General features: G+C 52.1%; 27 protein-coding genes. 8 read left to right on the forward strand and 19 right to left on the reverse strand.

Annotated elements, in window-relative coordinates; translation table 11 throughout:
- Window positions 1-122: 122 nt before the first annotated feature.
- Window positions 123-1,025, forward strand: coding sequence for an endonuclease/exonuclease/phosphatase family protein (locus tag FDW96_RS08235; RefSeq protein ID WP_061381327.1), 903 nt, complete (start codon window positions 123-125; stop codon window positions 1,023-1,025).
- A gap of 68 nt (window positions 1,026-1,093) precedes the next feature.
- Here FDW96_RS08235 and maeA read toward each other — a convergent pair whose 3' ends face one another.
- Both maeA and sra read right to left on the reverse strand, forming a co-directional pair.
- A complete protein-coding gene (maeA, locus tag FDW96_RS08240) occupies window positions 1,094-2,791 on the reverse strand; it encodes a malate dehydrogenase (RefSeq protein ID WP_042308364.1) in 1,698 nt (565 codons plus the stop codon).
- Window positions 2,792-2,970: 179 nt separating this feature from the next.
- Window positions 2,971-3,111, reverse strand: coding sequence for a stationary-phase-induced ribosome-associated protein (gene sra, locus FDW96_RS08245; RefSeq protein WP_038640628.1), 141 nt, complete (start codon window positions 3,109-3,111; stop codon window positions 2,971-2,973).
- Between the two features lie 228 nt (window positions 3,112-3,339).
- On the opposite strand from sra, the gene osmC reads away from it, so the two are divergent.
- Entirely contained in the window at window positions 3,340-3,771 is a 432-nt protein-coding gene (osmC, locus tag FDW96_RS08250; RefSeq protein ID WP_042308368.1) for a peroxiredoxin OsmC, read from the forward strand.
- Window positions 3,772-3,818: 47 nt separating this feature from the next.
- Here the strand turns inward: osmC and FDW96_RS08255 are convergent, their stop codons facing one another.
- The 6 genes from FDW96_RS08255 to FDW96_RS08280 are packed head-to-tail and all read right to left on the reverse strand — an operon-like array spanning window position 3,819 to window position 9,531.
- Entirely contained in the window at window positions 3,819-4,589 is a 771-nt protein-coding gene (locus FDW96_RS08255) for a 3-hydroxybutyrate dehydrogenase (protein ID WP_042308370.1), read from the reverse strand.
- An 11-nt stretch (window positions 4,590-4,600) separates the two neighbouring features.
- Window positions 4,601-5,995 (reverse strand): GntP family permease, encoded by a 1,395-nt coding sequence (locus FDW96_RS08260; RefSeq protein ID WP_204554957.1) that lies wholly within the window; start codon window positions 5,993-5,995, stop codon window positions 4,601-4,603.
- Between the two features lie 43 nt (window positions 5,996-6,038).
- Window positions 6,039-6,962, reverse strand: a complete 924-nt coding sequence (locus tag FDW96_RS08265) for a 3-hydroxyacyl-CoA dehydrogenase family protein (protein WP_137365513.1) — start codon at window positions 6,960-6,962, stop codon at window positions 6,039-6,041.
- On the reverse strand, window positions 6,952-8,154 hold the full coding sequence (locus FDW96_RS08270; protein WP_137365514.1) for an acetyl-CoA C-acetyltransferase: 1,203 nt from the start codon (window positions 8,152-8,154) through the stop codon (window positions 6,952-6,954). Before FDW96_RS08270 ends, FDW96_RS08265 begins: the two co-directional genes overlap by 11 nt.
- A gap of 10 nt (window positions 8,155-8,164) precedes the next feature.
- Window positions 8,165-8,821, reverse strand: coding sequence for a CoA transferase subunit B (locus FDW96_RS08275; protein ID WP_042308378.1), 657 nt, complete (start codon window positions 8,819-8,821; stop codon window positions 8,165-8,167).
- Window positions 8,822-8,823: 2 nt separating this feature from the next.
- Window positions 8,824-9,531: a CoA transferase subunit A gene (locus tag FDW96_RS08280; RefSeq protein ID WP_032939731.1), complete on the reverse strand. Its 708-nt coding sequence runs from the start codon at window positions 9,529-9,531 to the stop codon at window positions 8,824-8,826.
- Between the two features lie 142 nt (window positions 9,532-9,673).
- On the opposite strand from FDW96_RS08280, the gene FDW96_RS08285 reads away from it, so the two are divergent.
- The gene (locus tag FDW96_RS08285) at window positions 9,674-10,564 is read left to right on the forward strand and encodes a LysR family transcriptional regulator (protein ID WP_038640611.1); all 891 of its coding nucleotides are present in this window, start codon (window positions 9,674-9,676) and stop codon (window positions 10,562-10,564) included.
- A gap of 13 nt (window positions 10,565-10,577) precedes the next feature.
- On the opposite strand, the gene FDW96_RS08290 is transcribed toward FDW96_RS08285, so the two are convergent.
- Genes FDW96_RS08290 through FDW96_RS08320 form a run of 7 tightly spaced genes read right to left on the reverse strand, consistent with a single transcriptional unit; the run spans window position 10,578 to window position 17,501 of the window.
- On the reverse strand, window positions 10,578-11,519 hold the full coding sequence (locus FDW96_RS08290; RefSeq protein WP_137365515.1) for an ABC transporter ATP-binding protein: 942 nt from the start codon (window positions 11,517-11,519) through the stop codon (window positions 10,578-10,580).
- Window positions 11,512-12,498, reverse strand: coding sequence for an ABC transporter ATP-binding protein (locus tag FDW96_RS08295; protein WP_042308384.1), 987 nt, complete (start codon window positions 12,496-12,498; stop codon window positions 11,512-11,514). The genes FDW96_RS08290 and FDW96_RS08295 overlap by 8 nt, the downstream gene beginning before the upstream one ends.
- Complete coding sequence (ddpC, locus tag FDW96_RS08300; protein WP_042308386.1) at window positions 12,495-13,391, reverse strand: D,D-dipeptide ABC transporter permease; 897 nt, start codon at window positions 13,389-13,391, stop codon at window positions 12,495-12,497. The genes FDW96_RS08295 and ddpC overlap by 4 nt, the downstream gene beginning before the upstream one ends.
- Entirely contained in the window at window positions 13,388-14,410 is a 1,023-nt protein-coding gene (locus tag FDW96_RS08305; protein WP_137365516.1) for an ABC transporter permease, read from the reverse strand. Before FDW96_RS08305 ends, ddpC begins: the two co-directional genes overlap by 4 nt.
- Before the next feature lie 44 nt (window positions 14,411-14,454).
- Entirely contained in the window at window positions 14,455-16,017 is a 1,563-nt protein-coding gene (locus FDW96_RS08310) for an ABC transporter substrate-binding protein (protein WP_137365517.1), read from the reverse strand.
- A 15-nt stretch (window positions 16,018-16,032) separates the two neighbouring features.
- Window positions 16,033-16,620: a D-alanyl-D-alanine dipeptidase gene (gene ddpX, locus FDW96_RS08315; protein WP_137365518.1), complete on the reverse strand. Its 588-nt coding sequence runs from the start codon at window positions 16,618-16,620 to the stop codon at window positions 16,033-16,035.
- A 14-nt stretch (window positions 16,621-16,634) separates the two neighbouring features.
- On the reverse strand, window positions 16,635-17,501 hold the full coding sequence (locus FDW96_RS08320; protein WP_061381334.1) for a MurR/RpiR family transcriptional regulator: 867 nt from the start codon (window positions 17,499-17,501) through the stop codon (window positions 16,635-16,637).
- A 399-nt stretch (window positions 17,502-17,900) separates the two neighbouring features.
- Between FDW96_RS08320 and hdeB the strand changes: the two genes are divergently transcribed.
- Both hdeB and FDW96_RS08330 read left to right on the forward strand, forming a co-directional pair.
- Window positions 17,901-18,230: an acid-activated periplasmic chaperone HdeB gene (hdeB, locus tag FDW96_RS08325; RefSeq protein WP_032939734.1), complete on the forward strand. Its 330-nt coding sequence runs from the start codon at window positions 17,901-17,903 to the stop codon at window positions 18,228-18,230.
- 155 nt (window positions 18,231-18,385) lie between these two features.
- Window positions 18,386-20,329 carry a methyl-accepting chemotaxis protein gene (locus FDW96_RS08330; RefSeq protein ID WP_137365519.1) on the forward strand — a complete coding sequence of 648 codons (1,944 nt, stop codon included), beginning with the start codon at window positions 18,386-18,388 and terminating at the stop codon, window positions 20,327-20,329.
- A 44-nt stretch (window positions 20,330-20,373) separates the two neighbouring features.
- Here FDW96_RS08330 and FDW96_RS08335 read toward each other — a convergent pair whose 3' ends face one another.
- From FDW96_RS08335 to FDW96_RS08345, 3 genes are read right to left on the reverse strand one after another with little or no spacing between them, the layout of a single operon-like run.
- Entirely contained in the window at window positions 20,374-21,513 is a 1,140-nt protein-coding gene (locus tag FDW96_RS08335; protein ID WP_137365520.1) for an HlyD family secretion protein, read from the reverse strand.
- A 2-nt stretch (window positions 21,514-21,515) separates the two neighbouring features.
- Complete coding sequence (locus tag FDW96_RS08340) at window positions 21,516-21,857, reverse strand: DUF3302 domain-containing protein (protein ID WP_042308402.1); 342 nt, start codon at window positions 21,855-21,857, stop codon at window positions 21,516-21,518.
- Between the two features lie 41 nt (window positions 21,858-21,898).
- Window positions 21,899-22,297, reverse strand: coding sequence for an ion channel (locus FDW96_RS08345; RefSeq protein WP_137365521.1), 399 nt, complete (start codon window positions 22,295-22,297; stop codon window positions 21,899-21,901).
- Window positions 22,298-22,508: 211 nt separating this feature from the next.
- Between FDW96_RS08345 and FDW96_RS08350 the strand changes: the two genes are divergently transcribed.
- The 3 genes from FDW96_RS08350 to FDW96_RS08360 all read left to right on the forward strand — a co-directional run bounded on the left by FDW96_RS08350 (window position 22,509) and on the right by FDW96_RS08360 (window position 24,887).
- A complete protein-coding gene (locus FDW96_RS08350; RefSeq protein ID WP_052511176.1) occupies window positions 22,509-23,147 on the forward strand; it encodes a helix-turn-helix domain-containing protein in 639 nt (212 codons plus the stop codon).
- A gap of 161 nt (window positions 23,148-23,308) precedes the next feature.
- A complete protein-coding gene (locus FDW96_RS08355) occupies window positions 23,309-23,623 on the forward strand; it encodes a helix-turn-helix domain-containing protein (RefSeq protein ID WP_042308404.1) in 315 nt (104 codons plus the stop codon).
- Window positions 23,616-24,887, forward strand: a complete 1,272-nt coding sequence (locus FDW96_RS08360) for a type II toxin-antitoxin system HipA family toxin (protein WP_137365522.1) — start codon at window positions 23,616-23,618, stop codon at window positions 24,885-24,887. Before FDW96_RS08355 ends, FDW96_RS08360 begins: the two co-directional genes overlap by 8 nt.
- A 37-nt stretch (window positions 24,888-24,924) precedes the next feature.
- On the opposite strand, the gene FDW96_RS08365 is transcribed toward FDW96_RS08360, so the two are convergent.
- The gene (locus FDW96_RS08365; protein ID WP_042308408.1) at window positions 24,925-26,292 is read right to left on the reverse strand and encodes a glycoside hydrolase family 10 protein; all 1,368 of its coding nucleotides are present in this window, start codon (window positions 26,290-26,292) and stop codon (window positions 24,925-24,927) included.
- Window position 26,293 lies beyond the last annotated feature (1 nt).

Consider the following 26,293-nt stretch of genomic DNA (forward strand, 5'->3'; position numbering starts at 1 on the left):
CAAATAAATCATGCAAAAGTTAATTTTCTTCGCGTCGAAAGCTTGGGTTAATGATCACAATAACGATCAATATTCTCCGGTATCCTATCGCGCACTATTTTATTATTTGGAGAATAGATGACATGAAAAAAACAATTACATTGACGATGATTGCGCTGGGATGTTTATTTGCAAATGCACAAGCAAGTGAAAAACTAGCGGGTAATGAGATACTTAAAGTGCAAAAAGGTGGTGTTCCTGACAAAATTTACACGCAGAATAAACCGCATTTAAAGATTGCCACCTACAACATTGGTAAAAATGAAGCATCTGCTGATGTGGCGGATTTTACGGCACTTAATTCGGCAATTAAAAGAATTGATGCGGATATTATTGCTGTACCAGAGGTTGATAATAAAACAGGGCGCAGTCAAAAGATTGATCAACTCAAAAAAATCGCTGATGCCAATAAACTGTATTACGCCTTCGGTAAAGCACTCGATTTTGATGGCGGTGAGTACGGGTTAGGACTGCTTTCCAAATATAAAATATTGCATACGCAGGTGGTAAAATTACCGTCGGGTAATGCTGAACAACGCGTGGCGTTACTGGCGCAGGTGGACGTTCCTGGGTTTGATTCTGCTCCCATCATTATGGTGACTCATCTCGACTGGCAAAAAGATCCCACCATGCGTACGGAACAAGCCCGCTATCTGTTAGATATCAGCATTGGCGACGCGACATCAGATTTCCCGGATATCGCCTCCTCAATTAAAATCCTTGCAGGGGATTTTAATTCGACCCGGGATGAGCAGCCACTTAAAGAAATACGTTACTTTTTCAATGAAGTGACGAAAGAAGGAATTGATACGCGCAGTTGGCCAGCCGTTAATCCTGCGATCGATATAGACCATATTTTCACGTTTAAAGGTCAGAAGTGGAACGTCAAAAACCTGGAAATCCCACATAATTCGCCAGAGTTTACGTGGTCTACGGCGAGCGATCACCTGCCGGTTATTGCTGAACTTGAACTTTCAGAACAGTAATCTACATACAGTATTTCGTTCATCGAACGCTTAAAATTGCCCGGCAGACACAGCTGCCGGGCAAACCGTCAAATAGAAGTACGACGGTAGTCGCGATATTCCGCCTGCCAGAAATTATCGTCAATCGCCTGTTGCAGCGCTTCGGCGGACGTTTTCACCGCCACGCCTTGCTGCTGGGCCATTTTACCCACGGCAAAGGCAATCGCGCGGGAAACGATCTGAATATCTTTCAGTTCTGGTAACACCAGTCCTTCGCCGTTCAACACCAGCGGAGAATACTGCGCCAGTGTTTCACTGGCTGACATCAGCATTTCATCGGTAATGCGCGATGCGCCAGAAGCAATAACACCCAGCCCGATACCCGGGAAAATATAGGCGTTGTTACACTGGGCAATCGGAAAGACTTTTTCCTTCCACACTACCGGCGCGAACGGACTACCGGTCGCAACCAGTGCGTTACCTTCGGTCCAGGCGATAATATCCTGTGGCGTAGCTTCCACGCGTGAAGTCGGGTTAGACAGCGGCATGACGATCGGGCGCGGACAATGCTTGTGCATTTCGCGGATGATCTCTTCGGTAAACAGGCCGGTCTGTCCGGAAACTCCAATCAGGATGTCCGGCTTAACGTTACGCACTACGTCGAGCAACGACAACACATCCTCTTGCGTATCCCAGTGCTGCAGGTTTTCGCGTTTTTGCACCAGTTTGGTCTGGAAGGAGAGCAGGTTCGGCATTTTGTCGGTTAACAGGCCGAAGCGATCGACCATAAACACGCGTTGACGCGCCGCTTCCTCGCTTAAACCTTCACGCTGGATTTGCGCGATGATCTGCTCGGCAATCCCGCAACCGGCGGAGCCCGCCCCGAGGAACACGATATTCTGTTCACTTAACTGGCTACCCGCCGCGCGGCTGGCGGCAATGAGCGTACCAACGGTAACGGCTGCGGTGCCCTGAATATCGTCGTTAAATGAGCAAATTTCATCGCGATAGCGGTTCAGCAACGGCATCGCATTTTTCTGTGCGAAGTCTTCGAACTGCAGCAGTACGTCCGGCCAACGATGCTTCACAGCCTGGATAAATTCATCGACAAATTCGTAGTATTCATCATCAGTGATACGCGGGTTACGCCAGCCCATATACAGCGGATCGTTCAGCAGTTGCTGATTGTTGGTACCGACGTCCAGAACGACCGGCAGGGTGTAGGCCGGACTAATCCCACCACACGCGGTATACAGCGACAGCTTACCGATCGGAATACCCATCCCGCCGATCCCCTGGTCGCCAAGGCCCAGAATACGTTCACCGTCGGTAACGACGATGACTTTGATATTGTGGTTAGGCACGTTCTGCAGGATATCGTCCATATTGTGGCGGTTCTGATAAGAGATAAATACGCCGCGCGCGCGACGGTAGATCTCAGAGAAACGCTCACAGGCAGCACCTACCGTTGGGGTATAGATAACCGGCATCATCTCATCAAGGTGATTATGCACCAGTCGGTAAAACAGGGTTTCGTTGGTGTCCTGGATATTGCGCAGGTAAATATGCTTGTCGATTTCGGTTTTGAATCCCTGATATTGGATCCAGGCGCGTTCAGCCTGTTCTTCAATCGTCTCGACCACTTCCGGCAGTAACCCCAGCAGGTTGAAGTTACGGCGTTCTTCCACACTGAAAGCGCTCCCTTTATTCAGTAAAGGGAATTCCAGCAGTACCGGGCCAGCGTAGGGGATGTAAAGGGAACGCAGTTTTTTAGTTTCGTTTTCCATGTCACTCACTCTTTTTTGAATAACCGTCCCTGGCGTTCTTTATGATCGAGTGTGGCCTGTCCGCCAGGGAAACGGGCGAAGTATAAAGCATTGTGAATGGGTTAAGGGGTTTTATAAGCAAAAACACCACTGCGGTTGCAATGGTGTTTATCTCGTTATTCAGTCAGACCAGCGAAAGGCTATTTGCCGTCAGCGCGGCGCTTTCTTCCGGTAGGATTGTTGACCACACTGGTTTTGTCACCTTCGGTCACGACTTTACGTTGGTTTGAGATTTTGTGGTCCAGTCCAAGAATATGACGGGCCTGACGGTTCGATTTCATTCTAACTCCTTAATCCTGTTTCTGGTTTCAAGGGCGAGTCCGTATAAAAACGGACGAAATACAACCTGATAGAAAGCCGATGTTTAAAATAACGGCTTTCAGGATGGTCGGTCATTTTATCTGAAAGGTCAATGGTTAAGCGGTAAATGCAGAACTATCCCGTATGTATCATGCATTTTCTCAGGCGTCCTATACTTGTAACTTCAACGACAACACAGGAGAACGGTAATGACTATCCATAAGAAAGGTCAGGCACACTGGGAAGGCGACATTAAGCGCGGTAAAGGTACCGTATCGACTGAAAGCGGCGTGCTGAATCAGCAACCGTATGGGTTTAATACCCGGTTTGAAGGGGTAAAAGGCACCAATCCTGAAGAGTTGATTGGCGCGGCTCATGCGGCTTGCTTCTCAATGGCGCTTTCGTTAATGCTGGGTGAAGCGGGCTTTACGCCAGATGCCATTGATACCACTGCCGATGTTTCTCTGGATAAGGTGGATGCGGGTTTTGCGATAACCAAAGTAGCGCTGCACAGTGAAGTAAGCGTTCCGGGGATAGACGCCGCCACGTTTGACGGCATCATCCAGAAAGCGAAAGCCGGATGCCCTGTTTCGCAGGTACTGAACGCGGAAATTACACTGGATTATCAGCTGAAGTCTTAATCGTGGCGTGCCGGATGCGACTACGTCTTATCCGGCACCCGATGATGTTATTGCGCCACCCAGCCGCCATCCATATTCCACGCAACGCCGCGCACCTGTGCCGCACCGTCTGAACATAAAAATAACGCGAGTTCCCCTAATTGCTCCGGCGTGACAAATTCACGCGACGGTTGCTTTTCCGCCAGCAGGGCGTCACGTGCGACGTCAGGCGCCGCGCCTTCGGCAATACGTTTATCAATCTGCTGCTGGACCAACGGTGTGAGCACCCAACCGGGGCACAGCGCATTGCAGGTAATGCCCGTCTGCGCGGTTTCCAGCGCAATGGTCTTGGTTAATCCCACCACGCCGTGCTTGGCTGCCACATACGCGGATTTCTCTTTAGAAGCCACCAGGCCGTGAACCGAGGCGATATTAATGATGCGTCCCCAGTTTCGTGCGCGCATACCCGGCAGCGCCAGCCGCGTAGTGTGAAAAACGGAGGAGAGGTTAATAGCAATAATCGCATTCCATTTTTCAACCGGGAAGGTTTCTACCGGAGACACATGCTGGATCCCGGCGTTGTTGACCAGAATATCCACGCCGCCAAATTCGCTTGCGGCATAGCGCATCATGTCAGCAATTTGCGCCTCATCGCTCAGGTCCGCGCCGTGGTAGCCTGGCGTTTTGCCATGCTGCGCCACGGCGTCTTTGGCGGCTTCAACATCACCAAACCCGTTGAGGATCAACGTAGCGCCCGCTTGTGCCAGCACCTGAGCGATGCCTAATCCAATACCGCTGGTCGAGCCGGTAACCAGGGCGGTTTTTCCCGTTAAGTTCATGATGATTCTCCTTAAACAATTCCGGTGGTGTAGAAGACGCCGATAACAAACAGCACGGCCAGGCTTTTGATCACGGTGATGGCGAAAATCCCGCCGTACGCCTGACGATGGCTGAGGCCGGTAATAGCCAGCAGGGTAATGACCGCGCCGTTGTGCGGCAGGGTATCCATGCCGCCGCTGGCCATTGACGCCACGCGGTGGAAGACTTCGAGTGGAATATTGGCGGCATGGGCAGCGGCAATAAAAGTGTCAGACATGGCGGCGAGGGCAATACTCATCCCGCCAGACGCCGAGCCGGTGATCCCGGCTAGCGTGGTGATGCTGATGGCTTCGTTAAGAAGCGGGTCGGGGATCGCCGCCAGCGCTTTTGACAACACAAGGAAACCCGGCAGGGCAGCGATCACCGCACCAAAACCATACTCCGACGCGGTGTTCATGGCCGCGAGGATCGCGCCGCCAACCGCCGTTCTGCTGCCTTCCGCCAGGCGACCTTTAATGTTGCGATAGCCGAACAGCACCACCAGCAGGATCCCTGAAATCAGCGCCGCTTCCACCGCCCAGATAGCGGTAATTTTACCGACTTCGGTGGTAATCGGTTTGGCAAGGCCTGGCAGTTCCAGTTGATGTGTTGCGCCGTACCACTGTGGGATCCAACGGGTAAACAGCAGGTTAAACACCCCAACCAGAATCAGCGGAGAGATAGCTATTATCGGGTTTGGCAGGTTAATGTTATCCGGCGTTTCCGGCTCGTTTAACAGTTCAGTGCCATAGCCTTCATCCTTAGCCTGCGCTTTACGACGCTGACGTTCGAGATAAACCAGACCGACGAAAATAATAAACAGCGAGCCTATCAGCCCCAGCCACGGCGCGGCCCAGGCGTTAGTCCCAAAGAAGCTGGTCGGAATAATATTCTGGATCTGCGGCGTGCCCGGCAAGGCGTCCATCGTGAAGGAAAACGCGCCCAGCGCAACGGTGGCCGGGATCAGGCGCTTAGGGATATTACTCTGGCGGAACAGCTCCGCCGCAAAGGGATACACCGCAAACGCCACGACGAACAGCGATACCCCGCCGTAGGTTAACAGCGCGCACACCAGCACGATCACCGGGATGGCGTGACGCCGCCCGAGAATATTGATGGCGGCGGCAACAATAGAGCGGGAAAAACCAGACAACTCGATTAACTTGCCAAACACCGCACCCAGCAAAAATACCGGGAAGTAAAGCTTCACAAAACCGACCATTTTTTCCATAAACAGGCCGGTGAAGGCAGGGCCGACGGCGCTGGGTTCAGTAAGCAATACAGCACCTAATGCTGCGATGGGGGCAAACAGGATGACGCTGTATCCGCGATAGGCTGCAAGCATCAGCAGGCCCAGCGCTGCCAGGGCGATTAATACACTCATCATGACTCCTCAATATCATTGTTATAGTGGGGTACAGAAAGAGAAGTTACGGTTTCAGGGCAAAGCGCAGCTGGTGCTCTCTGCGTTGCTGGATGTACTCCTTGCGCGAATCATCCCAGCGATAAAATCCCTGGCCGCTGCGCAAACCAGTATCACCGTTGGCAACCTTGTCAGCGACCAGCGACATCATGTCGCTACCGGTGGCGAGCGTGGGTAACAGATGCTGACAAATGTCCTGTACCGTAGAAAGACCCGTCATATCAGCCGCCTCCAGCGGGCCAACCATGGCATAGCGTCGTCCGAGCGAGGCACGCATTACCTGATCCACTACCTCCGCGCTGGCGATACCGCTTTTAACGATATGCAACGCTTCACGCAGCAGGGCGAATTGCAGACGGTTGCCGACAAACCCTGGCGCGGCGCGATCGAGTACGACCGCTTCCAGCTGCATCGACAGCAGTAGTTGTTGTAATTCATGGAGATATTCCGCCTTCGTTGCCGTCCCCGGCACAATTTCAACTAGCGGAATAAAGTGCGGCGGGTTCCAGAAATGGGCAATCAGCAACCGCTCAGGATAGGCAAGATTTTCTGCAAGGGCATCGGGTGGCAGTCCGCTGGTATTACTGGCGATCACCGCCTCCGGTGCGATCAGCTCTTCCAGTTGCGCATAAAGCGCATGTTTAAGTTCGAGGCGTTCCGGGATGGCTTCAATCAGCAATCCGCACGCGGCAATATCCTGTAGCGACGTCGTACCGTGTAGACGGTTCATAACCGATGTTTTTTCGCTTAGAGCAAATTGTTCAGTAGCAATAAGCTCATCCACAATATCGCTGGCAATATGGCTAATTTCCGCAATTCGGCTGCTATCGGTGTCGTACAACCAGATATCGTGACCAAAGCGGGCAAAGTGGGTGGCGATGCCGACGCCCATTAAACCCGCGCCCAGTACGCAAATTTGCTTATTTTTCATGAGATCCTCCCGGACGTTCTACTGCCAGTGCGACCCCCTGACCACCGCCTACGCACAGTGTGGCCAACCCTTTGGCGGCGTTGCTGCGGGCCATTTCATGCAGCAGGGTCACCAGAATCCGGCACCCGGACGCGCCAATCGGATGACCCAGCGCGATCGCGCCGCCATTGACGTTAACTTTGCTGCTGTCCCAGTTCAGTGATTCGCCAACCGCCAGCGCTTGTGCGGCAAATGCTTCGTTGGCTTCAATGAGATCAACATCGTTCAGCGTCCAGCCAGCCCGTTTCAGACACTGAAGTGACGCTTCCACTGGCCCAATGCCCATAATGGCCGGATCGACGCCGGAAACCGCGTAGCCCGCCACCCGTCCCAGAACTGGCAAATTGAGTTCTGCGGCTTTGGCGGCGCTCATTAGCATCACCGCCGCGGCACCATCATTGATTGAAGAAGCATTCCCGGCGGTCACCGTGCCGTTTCCTGGCCGAAACGCTGGCTTGAGCTGCGCCAGCTTATCGGCCTGAGTATCCGGGCGAGGCTGTTCGTCACGGTCCACTACACGCGGCGGTTTTTTCCCCTGCGGAACGCTGACCGGGGTAATCTCCGCACTAAAACGACCGGCTTCAATCGCGGCAGCTGCTTTTTGCTGGGAGTGCAGAGCAAATGCGTCCTGTTGCTCACGACTGATAACAAACTTATCTGCCAGATTTTCCGCGGTAATGCCCATGTGATAGTCGTTGAAGGCATCCCACAAACCGTCATGTACTACGCTGTCTTTCAGGCTGGCATGACCCAGGCGCAGACCGGCCCGCGCGCCGTCGAGAAAATAGGGCGCGTTGCTCATGCTCTCCTGCCCACCGGCAATCACAATTTGCGCATCACCGCAGCGAATCGCCTGTACCGCCTGATGCACCGCCTTCAGACCCGAGCCGCACACCAGATTAATGGTTAGCGCTGGCGTAGTGACCGGCAAACCCGCACGTACCGCCGTCTGTCTGGCAGGGTTTTGACCACAGCCCGTCGTGAGTACCTGACCCAAAATCACTTCATCAATTTGCTCTGGTGCCACCGCCGTTTTTTCCAGCAGGGAACGGATCACCACCGAACCGAGTTCAACCGCCGAAAGCGGCGCCAGCGCGCCATGAAAACTGCCAATCGGGGTGCGCGTTGCCGCGACAATAACAACATCCTGCATGGTCAGCTCCTCAGTTAAATTGCATTTCGGGGACATTTTCAGGCACGATCAGCTTGCCGGCGGTTCTGGCGACGATTTCATCCACGCTGATACCCGGGGCGCGTTCACGCAGAATGAACGCCCCATCAGCAATCTCCAGCAGCGCCAGATCGGTAAGCACGCGTTTGATGCAGGCCACGCCGGTCAGCGGCAGAGTGCATGCAGGAAGCAATTTTGACTCACCGCTTTTGGAGGCATGGGTCATTACAACGATGATGTTGTCGGCTCCGGCCACCAGGTCCATTGCGCCCCCCATGCCTTTCACCATTTTTCCGGGGATCATCCACGAGGCGATATTGCCGTTAACATCGACTTCAAACGCGCCGAGCACCGTCAGGTCAACGTGGCCGCCGCGGATCATCGCGAAGGATTGCGCCGAGTCGAAAATCGCTGCGCCTTTGCGCGCCGTCACGGTCTGTTTTCCGGCGTTGATCATGTCCGCATCAATTTCGTCTTCGGTGGGAAACGGCCCCATACCCAGCAAACCGTTTTCCGATTGCAGCATCACGTCCATACCATCGGGGATGTAGTTCGCTACCAGAGTGGGAATACCAATCCCAAGGTTGACGTAATAACCGTCGCGCAGCTCACGGGCGACACGCATTGCCATTTGTTCACGCGTTAACATGGTCAGGCTCCTTTCTGGCGTAGGGTGCGTTGTTCAATACGTTTTTCAAATTGCCCCTGAATAATGCGGTTAACAAAAATTCCGGGGGTATGAATCGCAGCGGGATCCAACTCGCCAGGGGGGACGATCTCTTCGACTTCCACTACGGTAATGCGCCCGGCAGCGGCCATCAGCGGATTAAAATTCTGTGCGGTATGGCGATAGATAACATTGCCGTACCAGTCGGCTTTCCAGCCTTTGACCAGCGCAAAATCCCCGGTTATGGCCTGCTCTAAAATGTACGGACGTCCGGCAAACTCGCGCACCTCTTTTCCTTCAGCCACGGGGGTACCGTATCCGGTCGCGGTGAAGAAAGCGGGGATCCCCGCGCCGCCAGCGCGCAACTGCTCCGCCAGCGTGCCTTGCGGCGTCAGGATGGCTTCCAGTTCGCCACTAAGCACCTGCTTTTCAAACAGCGCGTTTTCACCCACATAGGATGCGACCACTTTGCGCACCTGACGCGTTTCCAGCAGCACGCCGAGACCAAAACCGTCCACGCCGCAGTTGTTTGACACCACGGTAAGTCCCTGAACTTCCCGACGACGTACTTCGGCAATCAGATTTTCAGGGATCCCACACAAGCCAAAACCGCCCGCCAGCAGCGTCATGTTGTCGGTCAGTCCTTCCAGCGCCTCTTGATACGTGGCGACCCGTTTATCCAGTCCAGCCATATACTTGCCCCTCCTGTTGTCCTTGCCGACATCATTGGGGGAGAAAAATGATTTGTTAATTTTAAATTTGTGACTCACTCATTGGGTTTTTTTATCAATTTAATGTTAATTAAAGGTATTCAACAGGTTAAAGGAATGCGAAATGGGAATGAGCATCAAACAGTTACGCGCGTTTTTAGCGGTAGCTCACACTCTGAATTTCGCTCATGCCAGTGAAAGACTGAATATGTCGCAACCCGCATTAAGCCTGGCGATTAAAGGACTGGAGGATTCGTTAGGTGGAGCTTTACTGTTGAGAACTACCCGCAAAGTGACCCTGACGCAGGAAGGGGAAACGTTGCTGAATATGGGGCGACAGCTGCTTGCGGACTGGGAGAACACGGAAGAGGCAATGCGCCAGCGATTCACGCTGCAACGCGGTAAAATCTCTATTGCCGCCATGCCTTCATTTGCCGCTAACGTCCTGCCATCGGTACTAAAAACGTTTCGTGATTCCTATTCTGGTATCAACGTAACGGTTCACGATGTGATTAACGAACAGGTCATTGAGATGGTGAGTGAAGGGCGGGTAGAGATGGGTATTGCCTTCGAACCGGACTATTCCGGGCATCTGCATTTCACCCCGCTTGGCGTGGATCGTTTTATCGCGATTGTCCCGCCAACCTGCCGACTGGCAGGGCGGGATCGTATTGCGTGGCGTGAACTGCTGACGCTGGATTTTATCACCCTGCAACGTCCTTCCGCCGTGCGTCTGATGCTGGAAGAACAGCTGGTACAAAGCGGGCATTCGCTGGAGGTGGCGCTGGAGAGCCATCAACTGGTAACCATTGGCCGGCTGGTGGCTAAGGGCCTGGGCGGCAGCGCGGTACCTGCGCTGTGCCGTACGCAAATGACTGAATTAGGCGCAACCTGTATCGATCTGGACACGCCGGTGATCCAGCGCCGGATCGGCGTTCTGCGTTCGGCACATCATAAGTTATCTACTGCCTCAGAAGTGCTGGTGGATACTCTGAAAAAGGCGTATTGCGCCTGATTTTCCGCCGCGTTCAGCTCACGTTAACCGCCCGCCAGCAGCGAACCTCACATCCTGATTCGCTGGACCGCAAGATCTGTTTATTCTCACAGCCACGAATCGCCAACGGACATCTGTCACGAAAAAAACAGCCCTTAGGCAGCGTTCGGTTCCCCGGTAGTTCGGTTTTCCGTAACACTAAATCCTCCGCCAGCGGTGCTCCCGTTTTAGGGACGGAGTCCAGTAATAATCGCGTGTAGGGATGAGCAGGATGAGTAAGAACCTGCTGCGTTTCACCCAGTTCAACAATTTGCCCAAGGTACATCACCGCCACGCGATCGCTCATATGGCGAACCACCGACACGTTATGCGATATCAGCACATAGGTCAGATTTCTGCGGGCCTGCAATGACACCAGCAGGTTAAGAATTTGCGCCTGCACGGAAATATCCAGCGCCGAAGTGGGTTCATCCAGTACGATCACGTCCGGCTCAGACGACAACGCCCGGGCAATGGCAATACGCTGACGCTGCCCGCCGGAGAACGCATGCGGCAGACGGTCGAGATATTCAGGGCGGATCCCTACCTGTTGCGCCAAATCTTCGGCAAGAATACGGCGTTCACGCTCGGAGCTTCGTTTCTGGATCCACACCGGTTCGGTGATAATTCGCCACACCGGTAAGCGCGGATCAAGCGATGAAAGCGGGTCCTGAAAGACCATCTGCATGCCGCTGTGCCGCTTGTCATTGTGGCGAGAGTAGTTTCCCTGACTCGGTTGCAGCATCCCCATCAGCAGTTGCGCCAGCGTACTTTTTCCGCAGCCCGACTCACCGACAATCCCCAGCGTTTCTCCCTGACGAATCTGTAAATCCAGACCGTTGATCGCATGCACCCGTTCGGTAACCTTGCCGAGCCAGTTTTTACGCGCGGGAAAGCTGACATGAACATCCTGCAGGGCCAGTAAAAATTCAGACATGTGTTGTCTCCAGTTGCGGATACCAGCAGGCAGATTGTTGATCCGCGCCTCCCTGACTGCTTAATGCAGGCGTCTCGTCACAGCGAGGGCCAGCCGCAAAACAGCGCTCACGAAATGCGCATCCGGTCGGTAAGCGGGTTAAATTCGGTACGGTGCCGGGAATGGCAGGCAGCAATGCGCGCGGTTCGCCGTGTTCCGGCGCACATTTCAGCAAGCCGATGGAATAGGGGTGCGTCGGATGCTGAATAACGGTTGGTGTTGGGCCGCTCTCAATCACGCTTCCGGCATACATGACGTATAACCGGTCGCACAATTGTGAAACCACCGCCATATCATGGCTGATAAATAGCACCGCTGTCCCGCTGGCGCGCGCTTTTAGCTTCAGCAAACGCAGCACCTGCAGTTGTACCGTGACGTCAAGTGCGGTGGTCGGTTCATCGGCAATGATCAGTTCCGGCTCGCAGGAAAAGGCCAGCGCAATCATCACCCGCTGGCGCATACCGCCGGAAAGCTCAAACGGGAAACGTTTCATCACTTCCGCCGCGTCCGGAATTTGCATCTCCTCCAGTAAAGCGATGGCTTTCTGGCGAGCATCCGCGCGGCTTAACGCCTGGTGATGGCGGATAACTTCCACCATCTGCTGGCCGATACGTCGCGTGGGATTAAGCGCGGTCATGGGCTCCTGGAAGATCATGGCGACGCGTGCGCCACGCCATTGGCGCATCTGCTTTTCGCTGGCGTTGAGCACATCTTCACCCAGCAGCGAAACGCGTCCCTGGTGAATATGATAACTGCCCTCCGGCAGCAGCCGCATGGTAAGCATCGCCGTCACGGACTTGCCGGAACCGGATTCACCGACCACGCCGACAATTTCTCCACGGTTGATATGCAGCGAAACATGATTCAGCGCATGCACGTCAGCTTTATAGCCGGGGAAACTCAGATGCAAATCCTCAATTTCCAGTACGGGTTGTGTCATGACTGTTTTCCTCCGGCTTTTGGATCCAGCAGGTCGCGAATACCATCGCCAAAAAGATTAAAGCCCACGGCGGTAATCAAAATTGCGGCACCGGGAAAGGCGCAATACCACCACTGATCAAGCACGTAGTTGCGGCCAATCGCCACCATCGCCCCCCATTCCGCGCTGGGTTGCTGTGCGCCCAGACCAATAAACCCGAGCGTGGCGGCCATCAGGATCGCACTGCCGATATCCAGCGATGCCTGCACAATCAGCGGTGGCAGAGAGTTACGTAAAATGTGCCAGCTAATCAGATGCCAGCGTGAAGCGCCGTAGGTCCGCGCAGCCTGCACATAGGTAAACTGACGCACCACTAACGTCTGGCCGCGGGCAAGGCGCACATAAAAAGGAATACGTACGACTGCAATTGCCAGCATGGCGTTGAACAGGCTGGGTCCCAGCGCGGCGGCCAGTGCCATCGTCAGCACCAGCGAAGGGATGGACAGCATGATGTCCATTATTCGCATAATGATGGCATCGGCGCGTCCGCCCATGACACCAGACAGACAACCCAGCAGCGAACCCAATCCACCGGCAATTCCCACCACCACCAGACCAGCGACGACCGACTGCTGGCTTCCGACCAGTACGCGGCTGAACAGATCGCGGCCCACTTCATCGGTACCAAACCAGTGAGCGGCAGATGGTGGCAGCAGGCGCGCACTTAAATTGATGGCATTAGGATCGTAAGGCGTAATCCACGGTGACAGCACCATCAGCAACAGTATCAGTACAATGATGACCCCGCCTACCAGCGTCAGCGGGCTGCTTTTCATCATCCAGAACAATTTCGCCCAGTCCGTGCGACGGCGTGATGTCTGCGGGGCGGTCGGCGTTTCTTGGGTGAGCATCATTCAGCACCCCCGCGTCCAATTCGTGGGTCAATCCACAGGTAGAGTAAATCCACCACCAGGTTGACCAGCACATAAGCGAAAGAGACCACTACGGCAAATCCCATCACCGCCGGGAAGTCGAGCGCCTGAATCGACGTTACTACCCAGGCGCCCATTCCCGGCCAGGCGAATACCGTTTCGGTTAGTACCGCACCGTAGAGCAGATCGCCCAATGCCAGGCCGAGAACCGTTATTGATGGGATAAGCGCATTCGGCAACGCGTAACACAACACGATGTACCAGCCCGGCAGCCCGTTGGCGCGCGCGGTACGAATGTAATCTTCACTCAGTTGCTCCAGCATGGCGGAGCGAATCTGGCGGGCAACGATCCCTAAGTGCACAAAAGCCAGCGTCAGTGATGGTAGGATCAGGTGCTGGAGCGCATTGAAAAAGACTTCACCATTGCCTTCCAGCAGGGCATCAATCAGGTAGAACCCAGTGACATGAGCCGGTGGATCCAGCCAGTCGTCTAACCGACCACCGCCGGGCAAAATTTGCAGATGACCGTAAAACAGCACGATAACCCCCAGCCCCAGCCAGAATGCAGGCGTGGAGATGCCGGTAATCGCCATCAGGCGAACGAGGTGATCAAGCCAACGGTTGCGCCAGACCGCAGATAAAATACCTAACGGAATACCGATCACCAGCGCCAGCAGCAAAGAGCAGAAAGCCAACTCCAGAGTAGCGGGAAAGAAGATACGCAGCTCATCCAGTACCGGGCGTCCGGTGCGAATGGATGTGCCTAAATCTCCCTGAAAGATATCGCTCACATAGCGAAAAAACTGGACATACAACGGCTGGTTCAGCCCCAGCTGTTGGCGAATATTTTCGACTATCTCATCGCTGGCGCGATCGCCCGCCAGCAACCGCGCGGGGTCGCCTGGGATCAGGTGCGAAATAATAAAGGTGATCACGCAAACACCGATAACCACCAGAATAAGTCCCCAGCATCGCTGGCGTAAAATGCTCCAGAACGTCATTAGCTTCCCCTTGCGGAGCCTGAGTGGCTCCGCATCAACGTGGCTTATTTACTCATGGTGGAGATGTTGAAGACCTGTTCCAGCATGGGGTTAAATACAAATCCTTTGACGTCTTTGTTCATCGCCAGCTGATAGTTTTTCTGGAATAAATAGACGTAGGCTGCTTCATCAATCACGATGGTTTGCGCCTGCTGATAATCATTGGTTCTGGCGACCGGATCGGTGGTGGCTAATGCGCTACGCAGCAGCTTATCGACCTCACTATTTTCATAGAACGAACGGTTACCCGGCAGACCTTTTTTATCCGACTCAAACCAGTAGTTCATAAACATGTACGGGTCGGCAAAATCCGGACTCCAGTTGCCGATAGCAATGTCGTAATCCCCTTTACCCACACGGTCACGCATGGTGGCATTTGCCAGTTTTTCCAGCTTCACCTTAATACCCAGTTTGTTGAGACTGGCCTGGGTAGAGAGCGCAATCGGCTCCCAGTTAGGGTCATTATCTGAATACAAGAAGCTCAGGGTCTCGGGTTTGGTGGCTACTTTTTCCAGAGCCGCTTTCGCTTTGGCTTCATCGAAGCTGTACTGCATAGCCTTTTCATCAAAACCCCACATACCTTCAGGGATCGGACCGCGCATCTGTTTACCATTGCCACTGAGGATCCCGTTCACCATGCCCTTATAATCGGTGGCCCATGAGATGGCGCGGCGTAAATCCACCTGATTGAGCGGCGCTTTACTGTTGTTCAGATACAGATAGGTCACGCGCAGTGAGGGATAATCCGCTACGTTAACTTTGCCTTCCTGTTTTAAAGCGGCAAGTTGGTCGACAGGAAGCGCATCGGCAATGTCGATATCACCCCGCGATAATTGCAGGCGACGGGAGGCGCTTTCACCGATGATTTTTACCGAAACCCGCTTAAACGTCGGTTTGGGCCCGGAATAATGCGGGTTTGGCACCAGCACCAGCTGTTGTCCTTTTTGCCAGCTTTTCAGCATGAATGGCCCGGAACCCGCCGTGTTCTGCGCCAGGAATCCGCGGGCATCGTCTGCGGCATGCTCTTTTAAGATTACCGGGTTGATAATTGAGGCCCCGTCATTTGCCAGCGTATACAGGAAGGGTGCGAACGGCTGGCTGAGGGTAAATTTCACCGTATTGTCATCAATGGCCTCAACCTTCAGATCTTTCGGGAATGCTTCAGCGGGTCCCTGGCCAATTTTGAGCAGGCGCTCAAAAGATTGTTTTACTGCATCTGCCGTCACCGGCGTACCGTCGGCGAATTTGGCATCGTTTTTCAGGGTGAACGTCCACTCTTTCTGATCGTCAGAGGCTTTCCAGCCGCTGGCTAAATCACCTTCAACTTCCGTGGAGCCTTTACCGCCTTCGGTTTTGTACTGAACCAGACGCTGATAAGAGGGATAGGTGACCGTCCAGTCGTTGTTATCGATGGTCACGGCGGGGTCGAGCGTCTGCGGGTCGGCGGCTTTACCGATGACCAACATATCTTTAGGCACGGCGGCCTGCGCGGCAGGGAGGGCAAACGCCAGTGCAACGGCGATCAGAGCGGGGCGAAAAAACGCATTTAACGCAGGTGTAGTCTTCATAACCAGGCTCCAGAATTAAAAGGGATGTTGTGTTGTTATGGGGGGAACAGGGAAACAGGCTATCTGGTCGTCAAGCAGCGGATAACACGCGGCATCAGGTAATTCAAAATGCCACCACTCGCTGTTAATGCCGACAAAACCGCCACCGAACATAATGGCGTTGAGTAGTAACCGGTTACGCTGCGCGGCCGGGGGAACAGAAGGGTGCCAGGCATGGGAACGGTCGTGCATTTCATCAAAACCCGCGCCCATATCGAGAACATTGCCACGCTCGTCCATCAGCGTAACGTCGATGGCCGTCCCGCGGCTGTGATTGGATCCAATCGCCACATCGACGACGTACTGGGGATCCGGGCACGCATTCCACAGCACCGCCTGCGCCTGCTGGGGACGATACGCGTCATACACTACAAGTTTTAGGCCCGCCAGTTGCGCGATACTAATGCTTTTAGCCAGCGCGGTTACCGCCTCGCTGTGTAACAGGCAGCGCGCTTCCCGGTAGATAGGCGCGCCGGTAATGTTGTCGGCAGTGGCGTATTTGAGATCGATATACAGCGACGGGAATATCACCGACAGATCGACCAGTTCTGGGGTTTCTGACATAGCACATTTCCTGTTTATTGTTCGAATTGACCAAACTGTTGTTGTAACTGGCGATTGGTTTGCAGGCGTCCTGCGAGGGAATCACCAAGTTGCTCCACCACCGCAGAAAGTAATAAGTTGAACAGACAGCTCACGGGAGCCAGAGAATCCCAGAAATGTCCGGTGTCGGTTTTTACCTGAAGTAAATCAAGGTCATAATCCCTGGCCCACGGACACCACACATCGGTGATCAGCGCCAGCGGAATCTGACGTTCTGTCGCAACACGGCAATATTGTCGGGAGATGGCGGAGTAGGCGCGCATGTCGGTGATCACCACGTATGGCTGGTTAAATCCCGAATTCAGCGACTCGACCCAACTGCCGGAAAGCCCCTCGGAGTAACTGACTTTAGGCCGCAGATATTCCAGGTGACTAAAAAAGGCGTTAGCAATTCCACGAGTAGACTGGATCCCAAGGATGTAAACCGCTTCCGCATGCGCCAGCTGCTGCGCAATGCGTAAAAATGTATCGCTTTGCGCGAGTTGATAGACGTGGGTAATGGCGTCGATTTCCAGTAACAGCGACTGCTGTGCGCGATCCGGCAGGCTTTGTTGCTGGTGCCAGGAATCCAGCCGCTCGTTCATTCCCCAGGGTTGATAGGGGACAACCGGCAGCTCACGCAGGCTGGCTTTTGCATCCTCCAGATTGCGAAAGCCCAGCTTACGCAGATAGCGTCCTACGGTAATGCCACTGGTTCCTGCCGCTTTAGCGATGCCATCCGCAGTTTCAAAAGGGATCTGTACACCATGGGCTAACAGCCACCCGGCTACGCGCTTTTCGCTCGGCGTAAGCTGGCTGAAGGTCTGTTCTATGCGGGTAAATAATTCAGGTTTCGCTGTCATTACCTTCTCGCTGTTAGTTGTCTGTCAGATTACGGCTCACTGTTAGTGAATTAACAATGCAGGACGCGTGCCAAGTCACAGACAGCGGCACGCAGGCTGTTTTTGTTAAAACACAAACCATATTCATTAACTAATGATCAACATTTGTGCAGCGTAGTTCAGTTTTGGTGCAGCGACAGAAGAGCGGGGTATGAATCTGCTGATTTCGTCGGAACGATCACATTGTCGGCAACATTTCCTCTCAAACATCAGAATCAGTAATGGGAAATATAACTTTCAGCCATATCAATAATGGCAATCTTTATTCTTATGACGGTAGGGGTATTATTTTTTGCGAACTACATTAACGGTTTGAAGCGCAAGTGTAGATATTATTTATATTATAAATGGAGTACTACAATGAATAAATTCTCCCTTTCTACAGCAGGTATTCTGGTCGCAGCGCTGTTAACCAGCGTTAGCGTCAATGCAGCCACTGATAGCGCGAAAACTGAAGTGACGCCGAAAGGCATGAGCTGCCAGGAGTTCATCGATCTGAACCCGCAGACCATGGCTCCGGTGGCTTTCTGGGTGCTTAATGAAGACGAAGATTTCAAAGGTGGTGATTACGTTGACTATAACGAAACCGTGACTACAGCTGTCCCTCTGACCGTTGAGCTTTGTAAAAAACATCCGCAGAGCGAATTAAGCAAAATAAAAGACGAAATCAAAAAAGAATTATCCAAATAAGATTAAACCGTTATTAAAACCCAGCCAAAGTGCTGGGTTTTGCTATTTGTGACGCTGTCACTTATTTATTTTGCAATACTTAAGGAAACTTTATAAAGATAAAAACGCCGGTGCCGATACTGGGTAAAAGTTAGCCTTTTGCAGAAGGAGTTTGTATGGCCTGGTATCCTACTCGTATTTCAACGCGTTTAACCATTGGTGGCATTCTGCTGCTTGCAGTCACTACACTTGTTATTGTTGCGATTATGCTCTGGCGAGGGCAGCCGCGCGTCGTTGAAATCAATACCGCCCTGATCGAAGAAACGGGGCAAGGTTTAACCCGTCAGTTAAGTACCGTGTTGTCGCGAATTGAAGGTGAGACCGTCGGTTTGTCGCGACTGGCCGAAGTGCTGCCCAACGATGAATCGCTATATCAAAGCGTTGTTCCACATTTGATAGGTGAAGATAAAGAATCGATCATTACCGGCGGCGGCATTTGGCCAGAACCAGACGCCTTCACCGCAGGCGTAGAAAAACGCAGCTTTTTCTGGGCGCGTAACGCTGAAGGAAAGCTGATGTACTCCAACGACTATAACGTCGAAGGATCAAGCGGATACCACAATGAAAGCTGGTATCAGCATGCCAAGGGACATTCACAAAACAGCTGCTTATGGTCTGATGTTTACCAGGATGCCAGTTCCGGGGTCAACATGGTAACCTGCAGCGTTCCTTATCAACTGGCCGGTAAGTTTGCCGGCGTCGCCACTACCGATATTCGTCTCGATAACGTTGCCACCTTTATGCAACAGCAGGGAAACAGCACCGGTGGTTACGCGTTCGTGGTGGATAAACAGGGACAAATTCTCTATTTCCCGCAGGCAGACCTGACAAAACACAAAACCATTAACGATCTGGCGCAAAGCGCGCAATGGCTTATCCCGGTGGAAAACGGTCTTAAATCTTTACGTCCGGCAGATGGTGTGAAAACGATTACGCTTGCCAACGACAATGTGTTGAATACGCCGACCCGGGTAATGCTATTCCCGATGGCGGATACCGGCTGGGTCGTGGGGCTGGTGACGCCTGAATCACGCATCGTCGGTCTCGCCAAAGTGATGATGCAGGACGTGCTGGAAGTGTTGATCCCAATTATGACGCTATTGCTGGTGGGATCCTGGCTGGTGGTTCGCCGACTGATTTCGCGTCTCGATGATACCCGCCAGGCGCTCGATGATATTGCGCAGGGCGAAGGCGATCTTACCCGTCGTCTGGATGTGCGCGGCAAAGATGAGATTTCGGCTATCGCCGAGGCGTTTAATCTGTTCGTCGATAAAATCTCAGCCATTCTGATCACCGTCAGAAACAGCAGCGTTGTAGTGGCGAATAACGCCGTCAGCCTGGCAGACAGCAATATGGAACTCTCATCTCGCGTCACGCAGCAGGCCGCTGCGCTGGAAGAGAGTTCGGCGGCGATGGAACAGTTAAATGCGACCGTTCACCAAAATGCCAGTAATACGCAACTGGCAGATGAGCTATCCGATAGCACCGCGCAAACGGCCAACCGCTGTGGTGATGTCATGCAGGGCGTGATCTCAACAATGGATAACGTCAGCGCGTCATCCGGGAGAATGGTAGAAATTGTCGCGGTGATTGACAGCATTGCGTTCCAGACCAATATTCTGGCCCTGAACGCCGCCGTTGAAGCCGCCAGAGCGGGCGATGCCGGTAGAGGGTTCGCCGTTGTCGCCTCTGAAGTACGGACGCTGGCCCAGCGTAGCGCCACCGCCGCGCAGGAAATTAAAGCATTGATTGATGAATCCGTATCTCACGTTGGGAGCGGAAGTCAGCAAATTCACAATGCAGGCGAACGGCTGGGAGAACTGGTCAATAACGTACGGCAGGTGCGTCAGTTGATGGGGGAAATACGCGTTGCAGGCGAAGAACAGCGTAAAGGCGTTTCCGAAGTCACGCTGGCCGTTACCGAAATGGACAGCACCGTTCAGCAGAATGCCTCGTTAATTGATGATGCCGCCGCACGTACCCAGGCCCTGAAAGAAGAGGCGGAACAACTGGCGTTGCTGGTCTCCTCATTTAGATTACCAGAACCTGCTACCGCCTGACGTCGAGTGAGGTCCGGGCGCAACCATTGCCCCCGGACAGTCGATTAATGATCAAGGTACAGGTAGTGCATCCAACTGGTCATGCGCAAGAGTATTTTCCGTAGCAATGATAATGCTTCAAAATGCTGAGCTGAATAGACCGCAACCTGAGCGGCAACACCGTCTGGGAGTTGCTGTTCAGCCTGATTATTATCAACTTCGATACTGACCAGCACTTTGTTACTGCCCGGTGTGACGTTTAAGGATTGCAATGTTCCCTGGGCATAATAAGCCCCGGTCGGGATCACGGGGGCAACATTGACGACTTTTCCCTGTACTACTTGTCCCGGCAAGCCATTGAAGACAATCTCAGCTTCATCACCCACATTAAGACGTAAGATCGAGTTTTGACGAAACGCCGCAACAATTTGGTTTTTGTGCGCAGGAATAAACACCATAACTGGCTTAAAAGGCAGTCTCGACGCATAGGTTCCCGGACGAACCAGTAATTGGCTGACATAACCGTCGCTGGGGGCGCGAACAATGGTTTGCTCATAATTAAATCGAGCCTCATCAATTTGAGCTTGCAGACTGGCGATCTGCGAGTTTTGTCCATGAATAGTGCTGTCGAGTTCTTTCTGGATACTGTTCAGTTCAGCATTGGCGGCGTTCATCGCCGCATCCTGAGCCAGATAATCCTGGCGCGCTGTATCAATATCATTGGCAGTAAATGGGTTCACTTTTGCCTGACTGCCTTTCTGGTAGCGCTGATAGTTTTTGTAATATTTATCACGTTCAGCCCTGGCCTGTTCTAGCTGCAGTCGCGCGCTATTGCGTTTCTCCTCAAGGGCCAGAACGTCATGTTTTGCCGTAACAATGTCCGCTTCAAGCTTTTCAAGTTTAGCTTTATAACGGGCAGGATCGATTTTAAACAGTACATCTCCTTTTTTTATTGGTGTGTTAATTTTATCCGTTACTTCTGAAACCACCCCGGTAACTTGCGGAACAACGGGAATGCCCACAACCAATTTTTGTGCATCTTCTGTATAGGGATGATTATAATTCATGGTAAGGATCAGTGCCCCAAGCATGACCACGCCCCCCAATACCGCTGAGGGTAATGTCCACTTATTCAACGGAACCTTAAATACTTTAAAAATGACGTAAACGATAGCAGCGTAGGTTAATGTTAATAATATTTCCACGATTAATTCACCTTTGGATCCTGCGGGCTGTATGCGCTATTAGTTTGTTCATGTGTTTTTTCCAGTATCGCAATCCGCGCGCTTAGCTCAGCGATATTATGTCCTGAGGTATTTCCATGCCAGCCATGCTTATCACTGTATAATGTTGCCCAAATCCAGAGAAATGGCCAAATCGCATGTAATGTAAATAAACTGACCCAACCCGCGACATGTATGGCATCGAGGTGAGGGTGGTTGCGTTTCTTAGCGATCTCGTACGGGATGTCGTGCAAGATTAATACGCCATAAAAAATAATTAAGAACACCAGGATGAGTATTGCTAATGATAAATAATTGAGCAACATAGTAACTCCAACAGAATTTATAACTTAATTAGAGGGTATCTCTAACGTTGTTTTTCGCCGGATTCGAGCACCACTACTGCTACCAGTAAAGCGACCGACCAACCAGTTAGCAGTGCGCCTGTCATGCCTTCAAGTGAACCGGAGATCTCCCAGAATCGTGGTAACAGCAAATCGCCATAACCGACGGTGGCAAAACTTGTAATTGAAAAATAAAGCGAGTCGTAAAATGAACTAAAGCAATGATGAATATAATAAAATGTTGCATAAACGCCACATTCCAATAAATGAGCAAGCAGTAATAAAGAGCATAATAATCCTGCTCTCGGCTTTCTCAATGTTGCACATTGCAGGCGTCTGGTTACCCATCGCGTCAAAATATAATGAACCCCCACACATAATCCAGTAATAAATAGCGACCACACGATATTTTTAATCAACATTGAAAAAGCCCACAAGAACCATTTTGTTCATCGATATTATCACTGTGTTTTTTTTGACAAAAAGTATTAATGTATTGCAAGTATAAAATCAGACTTTCTTGTAAGGCTAATGTTAATAATAAAATCCAAAAATGGACTTTTCAGGTTTGATTTTTTCTCTATTACCGATAATCATTAATAAGATTATTTAGTGAATTATACTGAGCTTTCTATGACCAGCAATACTGAACAAACCGGTAGCAGCGAAGAACTCCTTGCGACTAATATAACCAAACTTTTCAACGCATTACTGCCACTTTCTGAAGCCCAATCGCTATATCGTAGCGGTTCTTTTATTATGGACTCTCAGGGTGAGAATGGGATCTGGTTGTTGACCGAAGGTAGAATAGTCATTCGCCGGCGCACTGATGGGCTAATCCTGGCCAGTCAGCAGGCACCGATGATGCTGGGAATGGCCGAGTTCTTTCTTCCTACAGGGCATAACTTTTATGATATTGAAGCGGTCAGCCCATGTACTACTCATGTAGTAAAGAAAACGGATTTCATGACTATCGTTAACCGTGATCGACTCTGGGAATCTGTGGCAATAGTTGAAGCCTATATTATTCAGGTAATGAGCCAGCGCGATCGCCTAATCACCAGTCGAACCGCAACTGATATGGTTTGGGGACATCTTGAACTTTTACAACAAGAGCCTGATGACATCAAAAAAAGAATCCCGGCGGTACAATATATCAGGGAGCGAACCGGACTTTCTCGCAGCACCATTATGGATACGCTTGCCCGGTTAAAACGACAGGGCGCGATCCAGCTGCACCGTGGTCATTTAGTCTGCATAGCGGCAGATTAATCACCGCACCCGACCATGATTTAAATACATTATAATGGGTTTTATCACGGACTTGTGGCGTTAAATCCATTAAAACATATGTTATCCGCTTTGTATTAATCTCGACTTAACTCTATAATATTGTGTGTAAACTGGCATTTATCCAAATAAGGGCCAATATTATGGATTTAACACTCAATACGGCTGCTGATATCGTCAAACTACTCTGTGACAGATTGCGTAAAGAACGACTCGCGCGGCAAATGACGCAGGCTGAGGTTGCCGCGCGTTCAGGTGTCGGTGTGAATACCGTTTCGAATCTGGAAACAGGTAAGAACGTAGGATTTGAGAATCTGGTCAAAGTCGCAATGGTGTTAGGTTATGGCGATGCGCTGGAGGGTTTATTCAAACCCAGGATTGACAGTCTGGATGATATTTTGCGTTACGAGAAGAGCGCGGTACGTCAGCGGGTGAAAAGGAAAAATTCTGATGCCTGAACAAGTTGATGTCTTTTATGAAGGTTGGGGTGAGAAATGGTTGTGGGGAAAACTGGTGTCTTCCACAGCCCTGACCGGACGCCCGTTGATCGCCTTTGAATACAGTGAAGACGCCATACGTAAAGGGTTGGAACTGTCCAGGCTGATGTTACCGCTGAACGGCCCACGTTTACGCAGGGATTTCCCGGCTCATCAATTGGGATTACCTGGACCAGTCTATGATTCGCTACCTGATGGCTGGGGTATGCTGTTGATGGACCGATTATTTAAACGTCGCGGACTAAACGCAGCGCGCATAGGTCCTTTGGAGCGCTTAACCTGGGTCGGCAACAACGCGATGGGCGCCATGACTTTCCAGCCCGTTCAGTCAGATGTCGAGAAGATTTCAAAAGAGGATGTGCCTCTCGAACAACTGGCCGCTGAGGTGCAGGAAGTCCTGAGTGGAGACGGCGGGGAATTCTTGCAAAAATTGCTTCAGATGGGCGGTTCGCCACAAGGGGCAAGGCCAAAAGCGCTACTTTATCGTGACAGTGTCACGTCAAAATTTACTACTGCGCCGCTACCCGGGAGCGAAAGCTGGTTGATTAAATTTCCCGCCAGGCATGAGCATGCTGAAGTATGCGCCATCGAAGCTGTTTATGCTGAATGCTTGCGTCAATGTAGGATTAGCACACCCGATACGGCATATTTTGATCTGCCTGGTGGGCAGGCGGCCTTTGCCACCCGCCGTTTCGACCGTGACCAGTCAATACGTATTCCAATGCAGAGTCTGGCGGCTCTAACCGGCGCAAATTACCAGTTACCCGGCGCTTTAGATTATCGGGATTTTCTGCGTGCCACGCAGATCTGTACCAATGATGTCAGAGAAAAGGCGAAAGCGTTCGAACGCGTGGTTTTCAACGTGGCATTCAACAATCGTGACGATCATCCGAAGAACTTTGCTTATTTAATGTCAGCCGATGGAAACTGGACTCTGGCTCCGGCTTACGACGTCACCTGGTGTGAAGGACCCGGCGGGTACCACCAAATGGACGTGCTGGGGGAAGCGCTGGATATCGAAAGAAAGCACCTTCAGTTGCTTGGCGTTCAGGAAGCTGAGCTCACTGCTGACGAGGTGAACGCCATAATCGAAAAGATCTGCCACTCTGCGATAGGGCTGAGCGCTATCGCCAGTGACAAATACCCCGATCAGATAACGCAAACCACGCTGGATACGATCCAGAAACAAATTAATGATAATGTTCGCCGGTTACTGTCCCGGTGATGCAGATACAGTCGCTACACTGGCCTAAAGATAACCATTAACGCCCCCAACGGCTGCGAATATAGGTTACGGCCTCCTGCGTTTGCGGCTGATTAAGATAATCTTCGCGAAACAGGATGGTGCCGTTGATGTGTGGTTCGGACTCGTTCAGATCGAGCTGTTTTTTCAGTTCTGGCACGCCGCCTTTGACTGTCCAGTCCGGCTCTTTTCGTGAAGGTTCGCCGACCTTATACAGCGCCACACCAATATAGAGGCGGGTATTGGTTGATTTCACAACATCTGCCCACCATTTCGCCAGCACATCGTATCGTGCCGCATCACGGGCAAAAGGCCAGTACAACTGTGGGGCGATGTAGTCCAGCAAGCCTAATTGCACCCAGCGGCGGGTATCGGCATAGGATTCATCATACGCTGCCGCGCCACGGGTGTCGGAACCCGCAGGATCGTGAGAGCGATTGCGCCACACACCCGCGGGGCTGACGCCAAACTCCACCTCAGGCTTAAGTTTCTTGATGGTCCGCGAAACCTGGGCGATCAGTCGTTGCGTGTTATCGCGCCGCCAGTCAGCTTTGGAATCAAATCCCTGACCATATTTTCTGAAGGTCTGGCTGTCGTTAAGCGCTGAACCGGGAGACTCGGTATAGAAGTAGTCATCAAACTGCACGCCGTCGACCGGATAATGTTCCACCACTTCCGCCACGATGCTGGTGATCCAGTCGCGCACTTCGGGAATACCAGGATCTAACACGAAACGCTCGCCCGAGGTGCGGATCCAGTCCCGATGCAGGACATAAACACTGGAAGGCGTCTGCGACAGCGTGCTGTTTAATTCGGTGATCGTTGACGGTTTTATATTAACGGACACGCGGTAGGGGTTAAACCAGGCATGGACTTTCATGCCGCGTTTATGCGCTTCATCGAGCATAAACTGTAGCGGATCGTAACCCGGATCCTGACCAATCGTGCCGGTTAGCGTATCTGACCAAGGCAAGATTTTAGATTGCCACAATGCGGTACCATCGGGTTTGACCTGGAAAAAAACGGTGTTGATGCCAAGACGTTTCAGGTTATCCAGCTTATCCGTCAACGCTTTCTGCTGCAGGCTGATACGGATGGCAGGGGAACTGACATTCACTGATGAGATCGGCGGCCAGTCCAGACGGGAAACCGTCGCCAGCCAGATTCCGCGCACCGGCTCCTTAATCTGTTGCGGTTTATTCACCGGAGGTAGTGGGGTGACTTTGGGAGCGGGCGGCTGTGAAGAGCAACTGCCCAGTAACAACATACTGCCCACAAGTACCGCGAACCATTTCAGGTTAGTTCGCGGTAATCTGGCATGGCAACGGACGAAGATATTCGCCAGTTTTTTCTGATATTTTCCTGAAAAGAAACCGGATGCTGGCATC

It is taken from the genome of Citrobacter sp. TBCS-15 (genome assembly GCF_005280815.1).
Taxonomy (GTDB): Bacteria; Pseudomonadota; Gammaproteobacteria; order Enterobacterales; family Enterobacteriaceae; genus Citrobacter; species Citrobacter werkmanii.